Source organism: Streptomyces sp. SDT5-1 (assembly GCF_052245995.1).
Taxonomy (GTDB): domain Bacteria; phylum Actinomycetota; class Actinomycetes; order Streptomycetales; family Streptomycetaceae; genus Streptomyces.
In genome coordinates this window covers 1,475,439-1,493,244 of sequence record NZ_CM125963.1, presented here as the reverse complement: position 1 = coordinate 1,493,244, position 17,806 = coordinate 1,475,439, and the positions used below count along the sequence as shown (strand labels likewise).

Below are 17,806 nucleotides of genomic sequence, written 5' to 3'. Positions count from 1 at the left end.
CTCGCACGGTGCCGGGGTCTGCCATGCCGTTTGTGCCGCGCGCGGGGCCTGGCCGTGTACGCGGCCGTCCCGGCCCTCGCCCAATTTCCCACCCGCCCGCCCCCTCCGGGGGCGTCGCCCCGAATTCCGTGGCTGGGGTCGTTGTCGCGGTTGCGGGTGCCGGAGGGGTGTTGTCGCGGTTCCGTGGTGCCGGGGCCGTGGTCCTGGTCGTGCGGCACGGGTGCTGAGGTCCGGTCGAGTGGCGCGGGGTGCTTCTGTCCGGTTGCGCGGGACCGGGGTTGCGGTTTGGTTGCGCGACGCCGGGCCGTTGTCCTGCTCACCCGGTGCCGGGGTCTGGTATCCGGGCTTGTGCGGCGCCGTGGCCTAGCCGGGCACACGGCCGTTCCGGCCTTCGCTCATCTCCCACCCACCCGCCCCCTCCGGGGGCGTCGCCCCGATCTCCGTGGCGGGGGCTGTTGTCGCGGTTCCGCGGTGCCGGGGCCGTGGTCCTGGTCGTGCGGCACCGGATGCTGCGGTCCGGTTGCGCGGGACCGCGGTTGCGTGACGCTGGGCTGTTGTCCCGCTGCCCTGGTGCCGTGGCCCGGCCCTGCACGCGGCTGTTCCGGCCTTCGCTCAATTTCCCACCCGCCCGCCCCCTCCGGGGGCGTCGCCCTGATCTCCGTGGCGGGGGCCGTTGTCGCTCGCGGTTGCGGGTGCCAGAGAGGCGTTGCCGCGATTGCGCGGTGCCGGGGCCGTGGGCCGGGTTGTGCGGTGCCGGGGCCTGTTCGTGCACGCGGCCGTTCCGCCCCTGCCCACCCAACACCCACCCGTCCCCTCCGGGACGCCGCCTCGACTCCCATGGCCGGGCCAGCCGTTCTGGTTGCGCTGCACCGGGGCAGGGTGGGCCAAGACGGGGTCGGCTGACCGCAACGGGTGGGAAGGCGTGGCGGCGCCGCGTGTTCAAAGCGGTGGCGGTTGCCTGTCCCCGGGCGGGAACCGTTCCGGCGTTGCACAGCCCGAGTCGCCGAAGTGCGCGTCAGGGGTGGGAGGCCGTGGTCATGCTTCGGTTGCTCAACCGTTCCGGTGGCGGATCGCCCAAGGTGGTGAGGGCTGCGCGTCATCGGCGGGGGAGCTGAACCGCTGGAGTTGGCTTGTCGCGCGGGTGGCCGGCCGAGGCGCTGGGCGTCCCCTGGACCGTGTGGTCGGCCGGGGTGGTTGTGGGGCCCCGTGGGGCCTACGCCCCCGGAGGGGGCGGGTGGGGGGGGGGATATTGGGCGGCGGTAGTGGGCGGTGCGGGCAGGTGGGTCCAGCCCCTGCGGCGCTTGAGCAGTGGGGGCCGGGGCTGAGCCCCGTGTCGTCGAGCACGGTGCAGGGCAAGCCATTTGAGCCCGGGGCGTAACAGGCAAGGCAAGCCGGGGGCGTCAAGGGGCGGTGCGGGCCGGTGGGGCCAGCCCCTGCGGCGATTGAGCAGCGGGGGCCCGGGGCAGAGCCCCGGCGTGCAGGTCAAGCGCCGTCGGTCGGCGGCGGGCGGATCCCTAAGCGCAGGTCAAGCGCCGACGGCCGGTGAACGGCGGAGCCCTGGGTGCAGGTCAAGCGCCGTCGGCCAGTGACGGGCGGAGCCCTGTCGTGGGGGTCAGGTGGAGCGGGGGATGCGGGGGCGTGGTCCAGCCTTCGTCGCCCTCGATGCGGCGGAGCAGGATGCCCTCGCGGATGGCCCACGGGCACACCGTGAGCTCGCGGATGCCCATCAGCTTCATCGCCGTGTGGCCCACCAGCGCCCCCGCCAGGGACTGCCCCGCCCGCGGCGCCGAGATGCCCGGCAGCTCCGCCCTGCGTTCCGCCGGAAGGACCGCCAGTTCGCGCACCGCCGCGCCCAGTGCCTTCCGGCTCAGGCGCCGCGGCACGAACGGCCCGTAACGCCCGGGAGGTGCCCCGCACAGCCGTGCCAACTGTGTGAACGTGCGGGACGTGGCCGCGGCGGTGAGAGGTCCCTCCCAGCGGATGCGCGCCGCCACGTCCCGGAGTTGATGGCGCACATGCCGCCGCAGCGCCTTCAGCTCCTTCTCCGACGGCGGTACCCCGTCCCCCGGAAGGTGCTCCCGCGTCAGCCGCCCCGCCCCGAGCGGCAGCGATATCGCGAACTCGGGCAGCCGCCCACGCCCGAACGCCACCTCCAGCGACCCGCCGCCGATGTCGAGGACGCCGAGCGGACCGGCCCGCCACCCCATCCAGCGCCGCGCCGCGAGGAACGTGAGCTCGGCCTCCACCTCGCCCGGCAGCACCCGCAGCCGCACCCCGGCACCCTGCTCGACGGCGTCGAGGACCTCGTCCCGGTTCGGCGCGTCCCTGACGATGGCCGTGGCGAACGCGAACGGCTCGTCGCTGCCCCACCGTTCGGCCTCCTCGACCGCCGCCCGTACCGCGTCGACGAGCCGCGCGACGGCCGCGGGCCCGAGCCTGCGGTCGTGGTCGACGAGCTCCGAGAGACGCAGCCGCCGCTTCGCCGTGTGCACGGGCAGCGGCGCCCCGTCGCGGGCGTCCGCGATGGCGAGGCGCACGGTGTTCGAACCGACATCCACCACACTGATACGCATGATCGTCCGAGTACCCTCTCCGAGCCGTCTCAAAGCGCGGACACGCCCGGCACATCGAGTGCCGACATGATCCAACTCCGGGAATCCGCCGGATCGATGACCGCGTCGATCTCCAGGGCGGCCGCCGCGTTCACCGCCTTTCCGTGCTCGTACATCTCGGCGACCCGCGCCTCGAACGCCCGCTCCCGCTCGGCGGGATCGGCGATCGCCTCCAGTTCGCGCCGGTAGCCGAGCCGCACCGCGCCCTCCAGGCCCATCCCGCCGAACTCCCCGCTGGGCCAGGCAGCCGTGCCCCGCGGCGCCCGCGTCGAACCGCCCATCATGGCCATCGCCCCGAGCCCGTACGCCTTGCGCAGCACCAGGCACACCAGGGGCACGCTGAGGCGCGCCCCCGCTACGAACAGGTCAGCGAACTGCCGTACCGTCGCGGTGCGTTCGGACTCCGGGCCGACCATGAACCCCGGCGTGTCGCACAGCGAGACGACCGGAAGCCCGAACGCCTCGCACAGCCGCAGGAACCGCGCCGCCTTGTCCGCCGCGTCCCGGTCGATCGCGCCACCGAGGTGCCCCGGGTTGTTGGCGATCAGGCCCGCCGGCCGGCCCTCGACGCGGACGAGCGCCGTGATCACGCCGACGCCGAACCCGCGCCGCAGTTCGAGCACGGAGCCCGTGTCGGCGAGCCCGTCGATCGCGGCCCTGACGTCGTACGCGCGCCGCCGGTTCTCGGGCACGACGTGCCGCAGCAGCCGCGGGTCCGGCGCCTCCCAGTCCTGCCGCGGGCCCTGGAAGTACGACAGGTAGGCGCGGGCCGCGCCTACCGCCTCCGCCTCGTCGGCGACCGGCAGATCCACCACCCCGTTCGGCACCTGCACGGACAGCGGCCCGATGTCCTCGGGCCGGTGCACGCCGAGGCCGCCGCCCTCGATCATCGCGGGGCCGCCCATGCCGATGTTCGCCTCGGGCGTCGCGATGATGACGTCGCAGCAGCCGAGCAGCGCCGCGTTCCCCGCGAAGCAGCGCCCGGACGCGATGCCGACGAGCGGCACCTGCCCGTTGAGACGGGCCATTTGATGGAACGTCATGACGTCGAGGCCGGCGACGGACGTCGTGTCCGTGTCGCCGGGACGGCCGCCGCCGCCCTCCGCGAACAGCACCACGGGCAGCCCGCGCTCCTCGGCGAGGTGCAGCATCCGGTCGGTCTTGCGGTGGTTGTTGAGCCCCTGCGTCCCGGCGAGCACCGTGTAGTCGTACGACATGGCGACCGCGGGCGCGCCGCCGATCCGCCCCGTGCCGGTGACCATGCCGTCGGCGGGCGTCGAGCGGATCAGGTCGTCGAGCGCGCGGCGCCGCCGCTGGGCCGCCACCGCGAGCGCCCCGTACTCGGTGAACGTGCCGGGGTCGCACAGGTCCTCGATGTTCTCGCGGGCCGTGCGCCGCCCCGCAGCGTGCCGCTTGGCGACGGCCTCCGGGCGGTGCTCGTCGAGCCCGAAGGCATGCCGCGCGACGACCTGCGCGAGGTCGGGGCGCACCGCGTCGAGGTCGACCTCCTCGGCCGTCTCCAGGCCGGCTCCCTCGTCGTCGGCCGGGTCGAGCAGCACCAACTCGGCGTCCTCCGTGACGGTTTCACCGACGGCCGCGCCCACGGACCGTACGACGCCCGCGTGTTCGGCGCGCACGACGTGCTCCATCTTCATCGCCTCGAGGACCAGCAGCGTGGCACCGGCCGCGACGTGCTGTCCCGGCTCGGCCTCGACCGAGACGACCGTCCCTGCCATCGGGGCCTTCACCGTCCCCGGTTCCGCGTCGCCGGCGTTCTGCGGGTCGGAAGGCGGTACGAGCTCGGCGATGTGGCGTTGTACGAAGCCGGTGTCGAAGCCGCCCGCCGTGAAGCCGGGGTGGTCGAGCAGCCGGGCCAGGAACGGGATGCCGGTCCGCACGCCCTCCACCGTGAACTCGTCGAGCGCCCGCCGCGCCCGCGCGCACGCCGCCGCGAAGTCGCCCGCCGGGGCGTGCGCGACGACCTTGGCGAGGAGCGAGTCGTAGCGCGTGCCGAGCTCCGCGCCGGTCCTGGCCGCCGTGTCGACGCGCACACCGGGCCCGGTCGGCACGTCGAGGCGCGTGAGGCGGCCCGCCGACGGGCGCACCCCGCCGTCCGCCTCGGTGACCTCCGCGTTCACCCGCAGCTGCACCGCGAATCCGCGCGGGGCCGGCGGCTCCGCCGCGAGGCCCAGGTCCGCGAGGCGTTCCCCGGCCGCGATCCGCAGCTGCGTCGCGACGAGGTCGACCCCGGTGACCTCCTCCGTCACCGTGTGCTCCACCTGAAGGCGCGGATTGGCCTCCATGAACACGAACGCGTCGCCCCGCACCAGGAATTCGACCGTGCCGACCCCCGCGTACCCGGCGGCGCGGGCCAGGCGCAGGGCCGCGTCCACGAGCCGGTCGCGCAGCGCCGCGTCGAGCCCCGGCGCGGGCGCGATCTCGACGAGCTTCTGGTGGCGGCGCTGTGCGCTGCAGTCCCGCTCCCACAGATGACTCACCGTCTCGCCGTCGCCGACGACCTGCACCTCGATGTGGCGCGCGCCCTCCCAGAGCCGCTCCACGTACAACTCGCCGCGGCCGAAGGACTGTTGGGCCTCGGAGGCGCACCGCCGCCACGCCTCGTCGAGCTCCGCCGCCTCCCGTACGACCCGCATCCCGCGCCCGCCGCCCCCGCCCACGGCCTTCACCATCACGGGTCCGTCCGCGAGGAGCGCCCGCGCCTCGTCGAGCGTGGTGTCGCCCTCCGTGCCCGGTAGGACCGGCACCCCGGCCTCCACGGCGAGCGCCCGCGCCCGCGCCTTGTCCCCGAACAGGTCGAGCACCTCGGGCGAAGGGCCCACGAACGTGACGCCCGCCTCCGCGCACCGCCGCGCGAGCGCCGCCGACTCGCTCAGGAAGCCGTACCCGGGATGCAGACACGTGCACCCGGTCCGCCGCGCCGCCGCCACCAGGGCCTCCGCGTCGAGATAGCCGCCCGCCGCGAGCGGCACGGCCTCGTCCGCCCACGCCGCGTGCGCCTCGTCGCCCGGCTCGTGCACGGCCACCGTGCGCAGCCCCAGTTCGGCGGCGGCGCGCAGCACCCGGACGGCGATCTCCCCACGGTTGGCGACGAGTACGGCGGCAGACCCCATGTGTCCCTCCGGAAGTCGAACTCGGATTCAGGCTCGGATTCCGTCATGCTCATTGACACTGACGTCAACGTCAATACTCTGGCGCTGTGGCACGCAGTCAGCAGGCACAACAGGAATGGGCCGTCCGCACGGCCCGCGACCGGACCGACGCCCCGGCGCGCGGACGGCTGCTCGACGCGGCGGAACACGTCTTCGCGCGGCTCGGCTACGGGCCGACGACGATCGCCGACATCACGGCGCGCGCCGAGGTGTCCCGCGCCGGGTTCTACGTCTACTTCGCGTCCAAGGAGGAGATCTTCCGGGTGCTCGCGGGCCGCGTACGGGACGCGTTCCTCGCCGCCCAGGACGTGCCCGGCGTCGACACCGACGACGTGGCGGCGGTGGCCCGCGCCTCGACCGCCGCGTTCATCGCCGCCTACGCGCGCCACCTGCCGCTGCTCGGTCTCCTCGACCAGCAGGCGCGGGGCGACGCCGAGGTGCGCGCCCTGTGGGAGGAGATCCGCGAGCGCCCGGTCCGCCGCGCCGCCCGCTACGTCCGCCGGGTCGCGGCCGAGGGCCGGGCGCACCCGGTCGTCGACCCGCTCACCCTGTCCCGCGCCGTCGGCGGCATGAGCGTCGAGTTCGCCCGGCTCGTCGCCGACGACCCGGCCGCGTACGACACGGCGGTCGCCGACGTGACCGCCATGTATCTGCACCTTCTCGGTATCGGAGCAGCACCACAGCAGTAGGGAGCCGCACGTTGTCCACCGGCACAGCCATCGAGGCACATCTGCACGACCTGCGGGCCCGCCAGTCCGCGTCCAGGTCCGGCCGCCAGCCGACCGAAACCCGCCACCCGGGCGGCGAGCTGACCCTCCCCGGGCATGTGGCCCGGTGGGCCGGGATCAATCCGGACCGGCCCGCGATCGTCACGGCCGCGCAGACGCTGAGCTACCGTCAACTCGACGACCACAGCGCACGGTTGGCAGGTTGGCTCATCGACCGGGGCGTGCGACCGGGCGACCGGGTCGGCGTCTTCCTGCCGAACGGCGCCCGCTTCGTCGTCGCCCTGCTCGCCGTTCTCAGGATCGGCGCCGTGCACGTGCCGGTGAACCCGATGTTCCGCGCCGCGGAACTGCGCCACGAACTCAACGACGCGGAACCCGAGGTGCTGATCACCCAGGACCCGCTGCTGCCCGCCGTCGACGAGGTGCGCGCCGACACCCCCGTACGCACCGTGCTCGCCGACGCCGACTGGCCGGCCGCCCTCGCGCACGCACGCCACGAACCGATCGCCGACGACCTCGACGCGCTCGCCGCCCTCAACTACACCGGCGGCACCACGGGTCTCCCCAAGGGCTGCGAGCACACCCAGCGGCACATGGTCTACACGGCGACCGCCATCGACAACGGCCGGATGCCCACCGAGGCGGAGCGCGAGCGCGGCATCGTCTCCGTCTGCTACCTGCCGATCTTCTGGATAGCCGGCGAGAACCTCGGCATCCTCGCCCCGCTCGTCTCCGGCGGCACCAGCATCCTGCTGCCCCGCTGGAACGCGGCCGAGGTCCTCGACGCCATCGAGACCCACGGCGCCACCACCATGGCGGGCACCGTCGAGAACTACCTGGAGCTCCTCGACCACCCCGACTTCCCGCGCCGCGACCTGACGAGCCTGTCGACTCCGCTCACCGTCTCCTTCATCCGCAAGCTCACCCCGGCCCTGCGCGCCCGCTGGAAGGCGGCCGTCGGCGAGCACAGCGTGCTGCGCGAGGCCTCGTACGGGATGACGGAGACGCACACCAGCGACACCAACACGCTCGGCTTCCAGGACGACGACCGCGACCTGCTGAGCGACCCGGTGTTCTGCGGACTGCCCGTGCCCGGCACCGACTTCATGATCGTCGACTTCGCCACGGGGGAGCCGCTGCCGCTGGGGGAGCGGGGCGAGATCGTGGTCCGCGGCCCCTCCGTGCTCACGCGCTACTGGCGGGCGCCCGAGGCCACGAAGGAGGCGCTGCGCGACGGCTGGCTGCACACCGGCGACATCGGCGCCCTCGACGAGGAGGGCTGCCTGCACTACCTGGGTCGCGACAAGGACATGATCAAGGTGAAGGGCATGAGCGTCTTCCCCACGGAGGTGGAGACGCTGCTCGCCCAGCACCCCGACGTGCTCGCCGCCGCGGTCGTCGCCGTCGAGGACCCGGAGAGCGGTCAGCGGCCCCACGCCTTCGTCCGTACGGCGCCGGGGGCCGCGCTGACCGGCGACGAGCTGCGCGCGTGGGCGGCCGGGAACATGGCGACGTACAAGGTCCCGGGCGTCGTGGAGATCCTCGACGAGCTGCCGCTCACCCCCACCGGGAAGATCAGGAAGACGGAGCTGAGCGCTCGAGCCACTCGCACGCGGCCCGCGCCGTGAACTCCTCCTGACCGCCCTTGAACAGCAGGTCGGCCGTGGTGAACGCCGGGTCGTCCGCCTGCGCCGCGACGTACGGCAGCGCGATGCAGCGCATGCCGGCCGCGTGCGCGGCGGCCGCCCCCGGCGCCGCGTCCTCCAGGACGACGCAGTGCGAGGCCTGCCTGCCGAGCCGGTGGGCCGCCTCCAGGAACACGTCGGGGGCCGGTTTCCCGTGCTCCACCTCGTCCGCCGACACGAACAGCGGCAGCTGGGCGATCAGCCCCGTACCCGTCAGGATCGCCTCGATCGCGGCGGGCGAGGAACCCGACGCGACGATCATCGGCACGCCCGCCGCGTGCAGATGCTCCACGAAGAGCCGCATCTGCGGGAAGACGTGGGTCTCGGCGCGCGCCAGGTCCAGGTACCGGGTGTTCATCTCCTCGAGGAGGTCTTCGGCCGGGGCGTCGATCCCGTACCGGCGCTTCCAGATCTCGATGGACTCGAGAGTGGAGATGCCGACGTACTTCTCGTGGTCGGCCCACGTGAAGTCGGTGACGCCCTGCCGGGCCAGCGTGCCGAGGGAGGCCCTGAAGTAGTTCGGCTCGCTGTCGACGAGGGTGCCGTCGAGATCGAAGACGACCGCGGTGTCTCCGAAGTGGTACGAGGGGTGGTTCGCGTCGCTCATGTGACCCAGGATGCAGGACCCGGGTCACCGGATCATCCGCGCGTCGGCGCCGTCGCCCGGCCGATCGACCGGACCAGCGGCAGCACCCGGTGCGGCACCCGCTCGCGCAGCGCCACCTCGGTGCGGGTGCGGACGACCCCGGGCAGCCGGTTGAGCTGCTGGATCACGTCCTCCAGATGCTCCGCGTCGCGGGCCGCCACGCGGGCGAGGAGGTCGCCGCCGCCGGTGGTGGAGTACGCCTCGATGATCTCCGGCACCCCGGCCAGCTCGTCCCCGACGTCGCCCAGGTGGCCCTGCGTCGTCTCGATGTGCACGAACGCGAGGACCGGGTGGCCGAGCGCGGCGGGGGAGAGGGACGGCTGCACACCCGTGATCACACCGTCCCGCTCCATGCGGTCCAGGCGGGCCTGGAGCGTGCCGCGGGCGACGCCGAGGATGCGGGCGTACTCGCGGACGCTGGTGCGGGGCTGTTCCAGGAGGAGGGTGAGGATTCGGGTGTCCAAGTGGTCTACCGGCACGGGTTGGAGTGTACCAATGGCACAGTTTCGCGGCGCCGGTGTTGCGGTCGCGGGGCGCTGCCCCGGACCCCGCTCCTCAAACGCCGGAGGGGCTTGAATGGCCGCCGGAGGGGCCTGATCGCTTCGACGAGGTCGAGCCGCGCACCACCAGTTCCGGCATGAAGACGAACTCGGTGTGCGGGGCCGGGGTGCCGGCGATCTCCTCCAGGACGGTGCGGACCGCCGCCTGGCCCATCGCCTGGACCGGCTTGCGGATGGTCGTCAGGGGCGGGTCCGTGAAGGCGATCAGGGAGGAGTCGTCGAAGCCGACCACCGAGATGTCGTCCGGCACCTCGAGGCCCCGCTGGCGGGCCGCGCGGATCGCGCCGAGGGCCATCATGTCGCTGGCGCACACGATCGCGGTGCAGCCCCGGTCCATCAGGTCGTTCGCCGCCGCCTGCCCGCCCTCCAGGGTGTAGAGGGAGTGCTGGACGAGGTCCCGCTCGACGACGTCCGCGCCGAGGTCGAAGCGGTCCCGCATCGCCCGGACGAAGCCCTCGATCTTCCGCTGCACCGGCACGAACCGCTTCGGCCCCAGCGCGAGGCCGATCCGGGTGTGGCCGAGGGAGGCGAGGTGGGTGACCGCCAGTTGCATGGCCGCCCGGTCGTCCGGCGAGATGAACGGCGCCCGTACCTGCGGCGAGAACCCGTCCACCAGGACGAAGGGCACGCCCTGTGCGCGCAGTTGCTCGTAGCGGTGCATGTCCGCCGTGGTGTCGGCGTGCAGCCCCGAGACGTAGATGATGCCGGTGACGCCCCGGTCGACCAGCATCTCCGTCAGCTCGTCCTCGGTGGAGCCGCCCGGGGTCTGGGTCGCGAGGACCGGCGTGTAGCCCTGCCGGGTCAGGGCCTGGCCGATGACCTGGGCGAGCGCCGGGAAGATCGGGTTCTCCAGCTCCGGGGTGATCAGGCCGACCAGGCCCTCGCTGCGCCGCCGCAGCCGCACGGGCCGCTCGTACCCGAGTACGTCGAGCGCCGCGAGGACGGACTGGCGGGTCGACGCGGCGACGCCCGGCTTGCTGTTCAGGACCCGGCTCACCGTCGCCTCGCTCACGCCCGCCTGCGCCGCGATGTCGGCGAGGCGCGCGGTCGCGGGCGGCTCCTGGGCCGGCCTGCGGTCGGCCTGGGCGGGCAGCTGGGTCATCGCACTCCTTGTGGGGGCCAAGAGCTGGGCAAGACCCCCGATGATCCCTGGGACGCCGCCCCGTGGCAAGAGCTTGCAGAGCTTTGCAACGCCGCACAAGCCCACGTAACCGCCCATAACTACCCGTCGAGTGCCGCAACTTGGAGGTCACGAACCCGTAACCTCCGGCCGTGGCTGCAATTTTTTTCAGCAAGGTCTTTCCTCCGGCTTGCAGCGCTGTTACGTTCACGTCGCTCAGTCGGGCATTAACCCTCTAGGAGATCTCATGCGGCGTGGCATAGCGGCCACCGCGGTGGTGGCGTCCCTCGCTCTCGCGGCGACGGCCTGCGGCGGTAGTGACGACAGCGGTGACAAGGCGTCCGGCCCGGTCACCATCACCTGGTGGGACACGTCGAACGCCACCAACGAGGCGCCGACGTACAAGGCCCTGGCCAAGGAGTTCACGAAGGCCAACCCGAACATCAAGGTCAAGTACACGAACGTGCCCTTCGACCAGGCGCAGAACAAGTTCGACACCGCGGCCGGCGCCAGCGGCGCCCCCGACGTGCTGCGCGCCGAGGTCGGCTGGACCCCCGCGTTCGCCAAGAAGAGCTACCTGCTGCCGCTGGACGGCACCGAGGCGCTCGCCGACAAGGACAAGTTCCAGGCGTCCCTCATCAAGCAGGCCCAGTTCGACGGCAAGACGTACGGCGTCCCGCTCGTCACCGACACCCTCGCCTTCGTCTACAACAAGGAACTGTTCAAGAAGGCGGGCATCACCGAGGCGCCCACCACGTGGGAGCAGCTGAAGAAGGACGCCGCCAAGGTCAAGGAGAAGACCGGCGCCGACGGCTACTGGGGCTCCACGGCCGGCTACTACGCCCAGCCGTTCCTCTTCGGCGAGGGCACCGACACCGTCGACGCCTCCGGCAAGAAGATCACCATCGGCTCCGCCGAGGCCAAGAAGGGCCTGAAGGAGTGGCAGGGTCTCTTCGACGGCAAGGGCCTGCACAAGGCCGACGCCACCGCGGACGCGTACGCGCACATCCAGGACGCGTTCGTGAACGGCAAGGTCGCCTCGATCATCCAGGGCCCCTGGGAGATCACGAACTTCTACAAGGGCTCGGCCTTCAAGGACAAGGACAACCTGGGCATCGCCACCGTCCCGGCCGGCTCCGGCGGCAAGCCCGGCGCCCCGACCGGCGGCCACAACCTGTCCGTGTACGCGGGCTCGGACAAGGCCCACCAGGAGGCCTCCCTCAAGTTCGTGAAGTGGATGACGTCGGCGAAGACGCAGGAGCAGATCGCCCTGAAGAACTCGACGCTGCCCACCCGCGAGGACGCCTTCACCGCGAAGGTCACCGCCGACCCGGGCATCGCCGGATACCAGAAGGTGCTGCCCGCCGCCCAGCCGCGCCCCGAGCTGCCCGAGTACAGCTCGCTGTGGACGCCCATGGACCAGGAGCTGCCGAAGATCGCCACCGGCAAGGAGTCCCTCGGCCAGGGCGTGAGCGGACTGGAGACCTCGTTCGCCAAGCTGCTGCCCGGCTTCTCGAAGTGACCTGCTGACACCGGCCGGTCCGTGCCCCGGAGGGGAGGGCGCGGACCGGCACACACCTGCCGCAGCCCCCATCAGGCAGCCCGAAATCAGAAGGTGCCCCGCATGACCCTTGCCGTCGACCGACCGGCCGCGAAGAAGCCCGCGCCGCGCCCCGGACCGATCCGGCGCCTCAAGGACTCGTACCGGAAGTACTGGTACGCGTACGCGATGATCACCCCGGTCGTCGTCGTCCTCGGCGTCCTCGTCCTGTACCCCCTGGTACGCGGCTTCTATCTGACGCTCACCGACGCCAACAGCCTCAACTCGGCCCGCACCATCGGCGTCAACCAGATCGAGGCCACCTACAAGTTCATCGGCCTCGACAACTACGCCGACATCCTGTGGGGGCCATCGGCCTACGACCGCTTCTGGTCGCACTTCGTGTGGACCATCGCCTGGACCGCGATCTGCGTCGCCCTGCACTACTGCATCGGGCTCGGCCTCGCGCTGCTGCTCAACGAGAAGCTGCGCGGACGCACCTTCTACCGGCTGCTGCTGATCCTGCCGTGGGCGGTCCCGACGTTCGTCACCGTGTTCGCCTGGCGCATCATGCTCGCCGACTCCGGCATCATCAACGTCACCCTCGGCTCCCTGCACCTGCCGCAGCCGAGCTGGCTCGAGGACCCCACCTTCCAGCGGATCGCCGCGATCCTCGTCAACACCTGGTGCGGCGTCCCGTTCATGATGATCTCGCTGCTCGGCGGCCTCCAGTCCATCGACGCCTCCCTGTACGAGGCCGCCGAGATGGACGGCGCCAACTCCTGGCAGCGGTTCCGGCACATCACCCTGCCCGGCCTCAGGTCGGTCAGCTCGACCGTCGTCCTGCTCGGCATCATCTGGACGTTCAACCAGTTCGCGATCATCTTCCTGCTCTTCGGCAACACGGCACCGGACGCGCAGATCCTCGTCACCTGGGCCTACCGGCTCGGCTTCGGGCAGCAGCCGCGGGACTTCGCGCAGTCCGCCGCGTACGGCGTGCTGCTCCTGTCGATCCTCACCGTCTTCACGTCCTTCTACTACCGCTGGTTGAAGCGCAATGAGCAGCTCGCCGTCTGACGCCGCAGGAGCCGACACCATGCCCACTCTTTCGTCCCCGTCCGCTGTGCAGGTGCCCGCGCCGCGCTCGGTCCGGCCGCCCACGGAGCCCAAGCGCCCGGTGCGCCGACGCGGCGAGCGCAGCCCGCTCGCCCGCGCGCTCTCGCACGGCGTGCTCGCCGTCGCGAGCCTCGTCGCGCTGTTCCCCGTCGTCTGGCTGGTGTATCTGTCGGCCGGCCCCGACAAGGACGACTACCTGCACCCCGGCGGCATCGTCGGCAAGGCGACGCTGGACAACTACGCGTACGTCCTCCAGCACACGAACTTCTTCAAGTGGGCGGAGTCCACGCTGATCGTGGCCTTCGGCACCACGATCGTCGGCGTGCTGTTCGCGGCGACCACCGGCTACGCCGTCTCCCGGATGCGCTTCCCCGGCTACCGCTCCCTGATGTGGGTGCTGCTGCTCACGCAGGCGTTCCCGATCGCCGTTCTCATCGTGCCGATCTACGAGATCTTCTCCGAGCTCGGCCTCATCGACACGTACCAGGGCCTCATCCTCATCAACTGCACGACGATCGTGCCGTACTGCACCTGGCTCCTGAAGGGCTACTTCGACACCATCCCGGCCGACATCGACGAGGCCGGCCGGATCGACGGGCTCAGCCCCTTCGGCACGTTCTGGCGGCTCATCCTGCCGCTCGCGAAGCCGGGCATCGCCGTCGCCGCGTTCTACGCCTTCATCACGGCGTTCGCCGAGGTCGCCTTCGCCAACACGTTCATGCTCAGCGACACCAAGTACACCTTCGCGATCGGCCTGTCGAGCTTCGTCAGCGAACACGACGCGCAGTGGAACCTGATGGCCGCGACCGCGGTGTTGATCGCCATCCCGGTGACCGCTTTCTTCTACCTTGTCCAGAAGCACCTGGTCACCGGCCTGACCGCCGGCGGGACCAAGGGCTGAACCCGGCTACGCAGCAAGGACATCATGAGTCAGCACTCCACGGACCAGTCGGTGGCGTCCGCCACCACGACCCGCGAGCCCGCCGAATGGTGGCGGGACGCGGTCATCTACCAGGTCTATCCGCGCAGTTTCGCGGACAGCGACGGTGACGGCACGGGCGACCTCGAAGGCATCCGCCGACGCCTGCCGCACCTGCGCGAGTTGGGTGTCGACGCGGTGTGGCTCTCCCCGTTCTACGCCTCGCCGCAGGCCGACGGCGGCTACGACGTCGCCGACTACCGGGCCGTCGACCCCATGTACGGCACGCTGCTCGACGCCGACGCGGTGATCCGCGACGCGCACGCCCTGGACCTGCGGATCATCGTCGACCTCGTCCCCAACCACTCCTCGGACCAGCACGAGTGGTTCAAGCGGGCCGTCGCCGAGGGCCCCGGATCGCCGCTGCGGGACCGCTACCACTTCCGGCCCGGCAAGGGCGAGAACGGCGAACTCCCGCCCAACGACTGGGAGTCCATCTTCGGCGGCCCCGCCTGGACCCGGCTCGCCGACGGCGAGTGGTACCTGCACCTCTTCGCGCCCGAGCAGCCCGACCTCAACTGGGAACACCCGGCGGTCGCCGACGAGTTCCGCTCCATCCTGCGCTTCTGGCTCGACATGGGAGTCGACGGCTTCCGCATCGACGTCGCGCACGGCCTCGTCAAGGCGGCCGGGCTGCCCGACCTCGGCGGCGCCGACCAGTTGAAGCTCCTCGGCAACGACGTGATGCCGTTCTTCGACCAGGACGGCGTCCACGACATCTACCGCTCGTGGCGCACGATCCTCGACGAGTACGACGGCGGCCGGATCTTCGTCGCCGAGGCGTGGACGCCGACCGTCGAGCGCACCGCCAACTACGTGCGCCCCGACGAGCTGCACCAGGCCTTCAACTTCCAGTACCTGGGCGCTCCTTGGGACGCGGCGGGCCTGCGCGAGATCATCGACAGCTCGCTCGACGCCATGCGCCCGGTCGGCGCCCCCGCGACCTGGGTCCTCTCCAACCACGACGTCACCCGGCACGCCACCCGCTACGCCAACCCGCCGGGCCTCGGCACCCAGATCCGCACACCCGGCGACCGCGAGCTCGGCCTGCGCCGCGCCCGCGCCGCCACCCTCCTGATGCTCGCCCTGCCCGGCTCGGCGTACATCTACCAGGGCGAGGAGCTCGGCCTCCCCGACGTCACGGACCTGCCCGACGAGGCCCGCCAGGACCCGGCGTACTTCCGCGGCGCGGGCCAGGACGGCTTCCGCGACGGCTGCCGCGTCCCGATCCCGTGGACCCGCACGGGACCCTCGTACGGTTTCGGCGACGGCGGCAGCTGGCTCCCGCAGCCGGACACATGGGGCGAGCTGAGCGTCGAGGCGCAGACCGGCGACCCGGACTCGACGCTCGAGATGTACCGCTCCGCGCTCGCCGTGCGCCGCGCCACGCCCGGCCTCGGCGCCGGCGACAGCGTGAAGTGGCACGAGGAGGCCCCCGAGGGCGTCCTGCACTTCGAGCGCCCCGGCTTCGCCTGCACGGTGAACACCACGGGCGCCCCGGTGCGCCTCCCGGCCCCCGGCACCGTGCTCCTCGCCTCCGCCCCGGTGACGGTCGCCGACGGCCACGTCGAGCTGCCCGCCGACACGGCGGTGTGGTGGGAGATCGCCTGACGCCTGGCAACCGCGCAAGGGGGCGGCACCCGGCCGGGTGCCGCCCCCTTACGCATAGGCTCCCGGATGTGACGGCACAGGGGAGGGGTGGCCGGCGTGCGGGTCCGCGCCGGGCCGTGCGGGTTGCGGTGTGGGCGGCGGTGCTCGTCGCGTTCGCGCTGCCGCTGCGGCACGGGCTGCTGGCGACGCGTGCGTACCTGGACGGGTACTGGGCGACGGCGGACCAGGTCGGGGACCGGAACACCAGCGAGACGTTCCGCTGGAGGACGCCGCGCGGCGAGGCCGTGCACGGTGTCGTGCACGGCCTCGGGGAGAAGGGGTACTTCGACGAGCCGGTCGAGGAGGACGCCGAGAGCTACCCGGTGCGCATCTGGGTCTCGGGTGCCGGTTCGGCCCACTACGACGAGGCGCCGCCCGAAGCCGCGATGGTGTTCGGCTACGGGGCGGCGCTCGCCGTCGCGGGCGCGACCGCCTACGTCCTGTGGGCGGTGCGGCGCGCCCGCGACCCGCGCTGAGCGGCTACGACGTGTGGAAGGCGACCGCGCCCTTCGCGGGCACCGTGAGCTCCACCTTGCCGCCGGAGACGGTCACCGAACCGTCGCCGACCACGTTGTCGTACGTGCCGTCGGGCACGCTCGTCGTGTACGTGTGGGTGTGCGCGGACGACGAGTTGTTGAGGGCGACGAAGCCGACGTCGCCGCGCCCGAAGCCGATCACGTTCGACGCGGGCGACTGCCAGTCCGCGACCGGCTTGCCGGCCGCCGCGTTGTGCCAGCCGACCATTCCGGTGATCGCGACGTCCCGGTCCAGGCAGGCCCAGGCGCCGGAGCAGTCCGTGTCGCTCACGAAGCCGTCGCCGTCGCCGGGCGGCGCCTGGTCGCTCTGGTCGAACTTCCAGGCCGCGTAGACCGAGGGCCGCCCGTAGCCGCGCGCGAGCTGGAACACGTTGGCGAGGGTGGCGGTCGCGCCGTCCTTGTAGCTGAGCGTGTCGCCGTTGCGCTCGGTGTCGTGGTTGGTGACGAAGGTGTTGGAGTGCTCCTCGTCGGCCAGGCCCCAACTGCTGCCGAACGACGACAGGTTGGCGATGTCGCCGCCGCCGAACTGGGACTTCATGGCGGACGCGTACGTGAAGTCCAGCACGTCGCCGTTGTCGTAGTAGTCGCCCGTGGCGGGCGGTGTGCCCGGATACACCTCCTGCGTGATGTACGGGGCGTCGCCCGCGCCCGTGGTGTGCAGCGCGCCGACGATCGCGTTGAGGTCGGCGGTCTCGATGTGCTTGGCGGCGTCGATGCGGAATCCGTCGACGCCCAGGTCGATCTGCTTGTTGAGGAACCCGGCGATCTTCTCGCGGACCCCCGACTCGGACGTGTCGAGGTCGGGCAGGCCGAGCAGCTCGCAGTGCTGCACCTCGTGCTGGTCCGACCAGTTGGAGATGGTCTTCGTGCAGTCGTCGCTGTCGGCCGGGTCGTAGTCCGGGGTGTCGTACTTGTTGGTGATGGCTGTGCCCGCGTACCCGGTTCCGGTCTGCGCGGACGTGTGGTTGATGACGGCGTCCGTGTAGACCTCGATGCCGGCGCCGTGGCAGGTGTCGACCATGGACTTGAAGTCCGCGGCGCTGCCGAAGCGGCTGTCGAGCTTGTACGAGTACGGCTGGTAGACGTCCCACCAGTAGTGGTCGGCCTGGCGCAGCGACTCCTGCGGCGGGGCCACCTGGACGGCGCCGTAGCCCGCGGGGTCGAGGGTGTCGGTGCACTCCTTGGCGACCGAAGCCCAGTTCCACTGCCACAGGTTGGCGATGACATCACCGTTCGGTGTGCCGGTGTCCGCGGCTGCGGCGGACGGGCTGAACGTGAACACGCCGCCGAGGCTGAGCGCGGCCACGGCCAGCGGCAGGGCGGTGCGATGTTTGGGGGGCATGTCGCGGCTCCTGAATGTGGGGTCCCCGGCCTGTGTGGGGTGGCCGGGGTGTCGGATGACGCGTCGTGAGCGTGTGTCAGTTGAGAAGGTCACGTCAAGACCGGTGCTGAAAATTCTTGCCG

The 17,806-nt window shown here is 72.0% G+C and carries 13 protein-coding genes; 7 read left to right on the top strand and 6 right to left on the bottom strand.

Annotated elements, in window-relative coordinates:
• Positions 1-1,568 precede the first annotated feature (1,568 nt).
• Together ACTWJ8_RS07020 and ACTWJ8_RS07015 are read right to left on the bottom strand one after the other, a co-directional pair.
• Positions 1,569-2,573, bottom strand: a complete 1,005-nt coding sequence (locus ACTWJ8_RS07020; protein ID WP_356383588.1) for a Ppx/GppA phosphatase family protein — start codon at positions 2,571-2,573, stop codon at positions 1,569-1,571.
• 29 nt (positions 2,574-2,602) lie between these two features.
• Positions 2,603-5,743 (bottom strand): carboxyl transferase domain-containing protein, encoded by a 3,141-nt coding sequence (locus ACTWJ8_RS07015; RefSeq protein WP_443263319.1) that lies wholly within the window; start codon positions 5,741-5,743, stop codon positions 2,603-2,605.
• Between the two features lie 86 nt (positions 5,744-5,829).
• Here ACTWJ8_RS07015 and ACTWJ8_RS07010 point away from each other — a divergent pair, with 86 nt between their 5' ends.
• Both ACTWJ8_RS07010 and ACTWJ8_RS07005 read left to right on the top strand, forming a co-directional pair.
• Positions 5,830-6,471, top strand: a complete 642-nt coding sequence (locus ACTWJ8_RS07010; protein WP_443263318.1) for a TetR/AcrR family transcriptional regulator — start codon at positions 5,830-5,832, stop codon at positions 6,469-6,471.
• 11 nt (positions 6,472-6,482) lie between these two features.
• The gene (locus tag ACTWJ8_RS07005) at positions 6,483-8,138 is read left to right on the top strand and encodes an AMP-binding protein (protein ID WP_443263317.1); all 1,656 of its coding nucleotides are present in this window, start codon (positions 6,483-6,485) and stop codon (positions 8,136-8,138) included.
• On the opposite strand, the gene ACTWJ8_RS07000 is transcribed toward ACTWJ8_RS07005, so the two are convergent.
• The 3 genes from ACTWJ8_RS07000 to ACTWJ8_RS06990 form a co-directional block, all read right to left on the bottom strand.
• Positions 8,086-8,802: an HAD family hydrolase gene (locus ACTWJ8_RS07000; protein WP_356383600.1), complete on the bottom strand. Its 717-nt coding sequence runs from the start codon at positions 8,800-8,802 to the stop codon at positions 8,086-8,088. The two genes, ACTWJ8_RS07005 and ACTWJ8_RS07000, sit on opposite strands and share 53 nt — an antisense overlap.
• 32 nt (positions 8,803-8,834) lie before the next feature.
• On the bottom strand, positions 8,835-9,320 hold the full coding sequence (locus ACTWJ8_RS06995) for an Lrp/AsnC family transcriptional regulator (protein WP_356383602.1): 486 nt from the start codon (positions 9,318-9,320) through the stop codon (positions 8,835-8,837).
• A 76-nt stretch (positions 9,321-9,396) separates the two neighbouring features.
• On the bottom strand, positions 9,397-10,503 hold the full coding sequence (locus ACTWJ8_RS06990) for a LacI family DNA-binding transcriptional regulator (RefSeq protein ID WP_356383605.1): 1,107 nt from the start codon (positions 10,501-10,503) through the stop codon (positions 9,397-9,399).
• Between the two features lie 265 nt (positions 10,504-10,768).
• Between ACTWJ8_RS06990 and ACTWJ8_RS06985 the strand changes: the two genes are divergently transcribed.
• The 5 genes from ACTWJ8_RS06985 (at position 10,769) to ACTWJ8_RS06965 (ending at position 16,282) form a co-directional block, all read left to right on the top strand.
• Positions 10,769-12,043 (top strand): extracellular solute-binding protein, encoded by a 1,275-nt coding sequence (locus ACTWJ8_RS06985; RefSeq protein ID WP_356383608.1) that lies wholly within the window; start codon positions 10,769-10,771, stop codon positions 12,041-12,043.
• A 102-nt stretch (positions 12,044-12,145) separates the two neighbouring features.
• Positions 12,146-13,138, top strand: a complete 993-nt coding sequence (locus ACTWJ8_RS06980; RefSeq protein ID WP_356383611.1) for a carbohydrate ABC transporter permease — start codon at positions 12,146-12,148, stop codon at positions 13,136-13,138.
• 19 nt (positions 13,139-13,157) lie between these two features.
• A complete protein-coding gene (locus tag ACTWJ8_RS06975; RefSeq protein WP_356383614.1) occupies positions 13,158-14,078 on the top strand; it encodes a sugar ABC transporter permease in 921 nt (306 codons plus the stop codon).
• Between the two features lie 24 nt (positions 14,079-14,102).
• Positions 14,103-15,767, top strand: coding sequence for a glycoside hydrolase family 13 protein (locus ACTWJ8_RS06970; RefSeq protein ID WP_443263316.1), 1,665 nt, complete (start codon positions 14,103-14,105; stop codon positions 15,765-15,767).
• Between the two features lie 68 nt (positions 15,768-15,835).
• Entirely contained in the window at positions 15,836-16,282 is a 447-nt protein-coding gene (locus ACTWJ8_RS06965) for a hypothetical protein (protein ID WP_356383620.1), read from the top strand.
• 4 nt (positions 16,283-16,286) lie between these two features.
• On the opposite strand, the gene ACTWJ8_RS06960 is transcribed toward ACTWJ8_RS06965, so the two are convergent.
• Positions 16,287-17,684 (bottom strand): alpha-amylase, encoded by a 1,398-nt coding sequence (locus tag ACTWJ8_RS06960; RefSeq protein ID WP_443263315.1) that lies wholly within the window; start codon positions 17,682-17,684, stop codon positions 16,287-16,289.
• Positions 17,685-17,806: the final 122 nt, after the last annotated feature.

What these genes read in the sequence shown, in the direction of transcription:
- ACTWJ8_RS07020 (WP_356383588.1), bottom strand. Translation starts at nt 2,573, where the DNA reads ATGCGTATCAGTGTGGTGGATGTCGGTTCGAACACCGTGCGCCTCGCC.
- ACTWJ8_RS07015 (WP_443263319.1), bottom strand. Translation starts at nt 5,743, where the DNA reads ATGGGGTCTGCCGCCGTACTCGTCGCCAACCGTGGGGAGATCGCCGTC.
- ACTWJ8_RS07000 (WP_356383600.1), bottom strand. Translation starts at nt 8,802, where the DNA reads ATGAGCGACGCGAACCACCCCTCGTACCACTTCGGAGACACCGCGGTC.
- ACTWJ8_RS06990 (WP_356383605.1), bottom strand. Translation starts at nt 10,503, where the DNA reads ATGACCCAGCTGCCCGCCCAGGCCGACCGCAGGCCGGCCCAGGAGCCG.
- ACTWJ8_RS06985 (WP_356383608.1), top strand. Translation starts at nt 10,769, where the DNA reads ATGCGGCGTGGCATAGCGGCCACCGCGGTGGTGGCGTCCCTCGCTCTC.
- ACTWJ8_RS06980 (WP_356383611.1), top strand. Translation starts at nt 12,146, where the DNA reads ATGACCCTTGCCGTCGACCGACCGGCCGCGAAGAAGCCCGCGCCGCGC.
- ACTWJ8_RS06975 (WP_356383614.1), top strand. Translation starts at nt 13,158, where the DNA reads ATGCCCACTCTTTCGTCCCCGTCCGCTGTGCAGGTGCCCGCGCCGCGC.
- ACTWJ8_RS06970 (WP_443263316.1), top strand. Translation starts at nt 14,103, where the DNA reads ATGAGTCAGCACTCCACGGACCAGTCGGTGGCGTCCGCCACCACGACC.
- ACTWJ8_RS06960 (WP_443263315.1), bottom strand. Translation starts at nt 17,684, where the DNA reads ATGCCCCCCAAACATCGCACCGCCCTGCCGCTGGCCGTGGCCGCGCTC.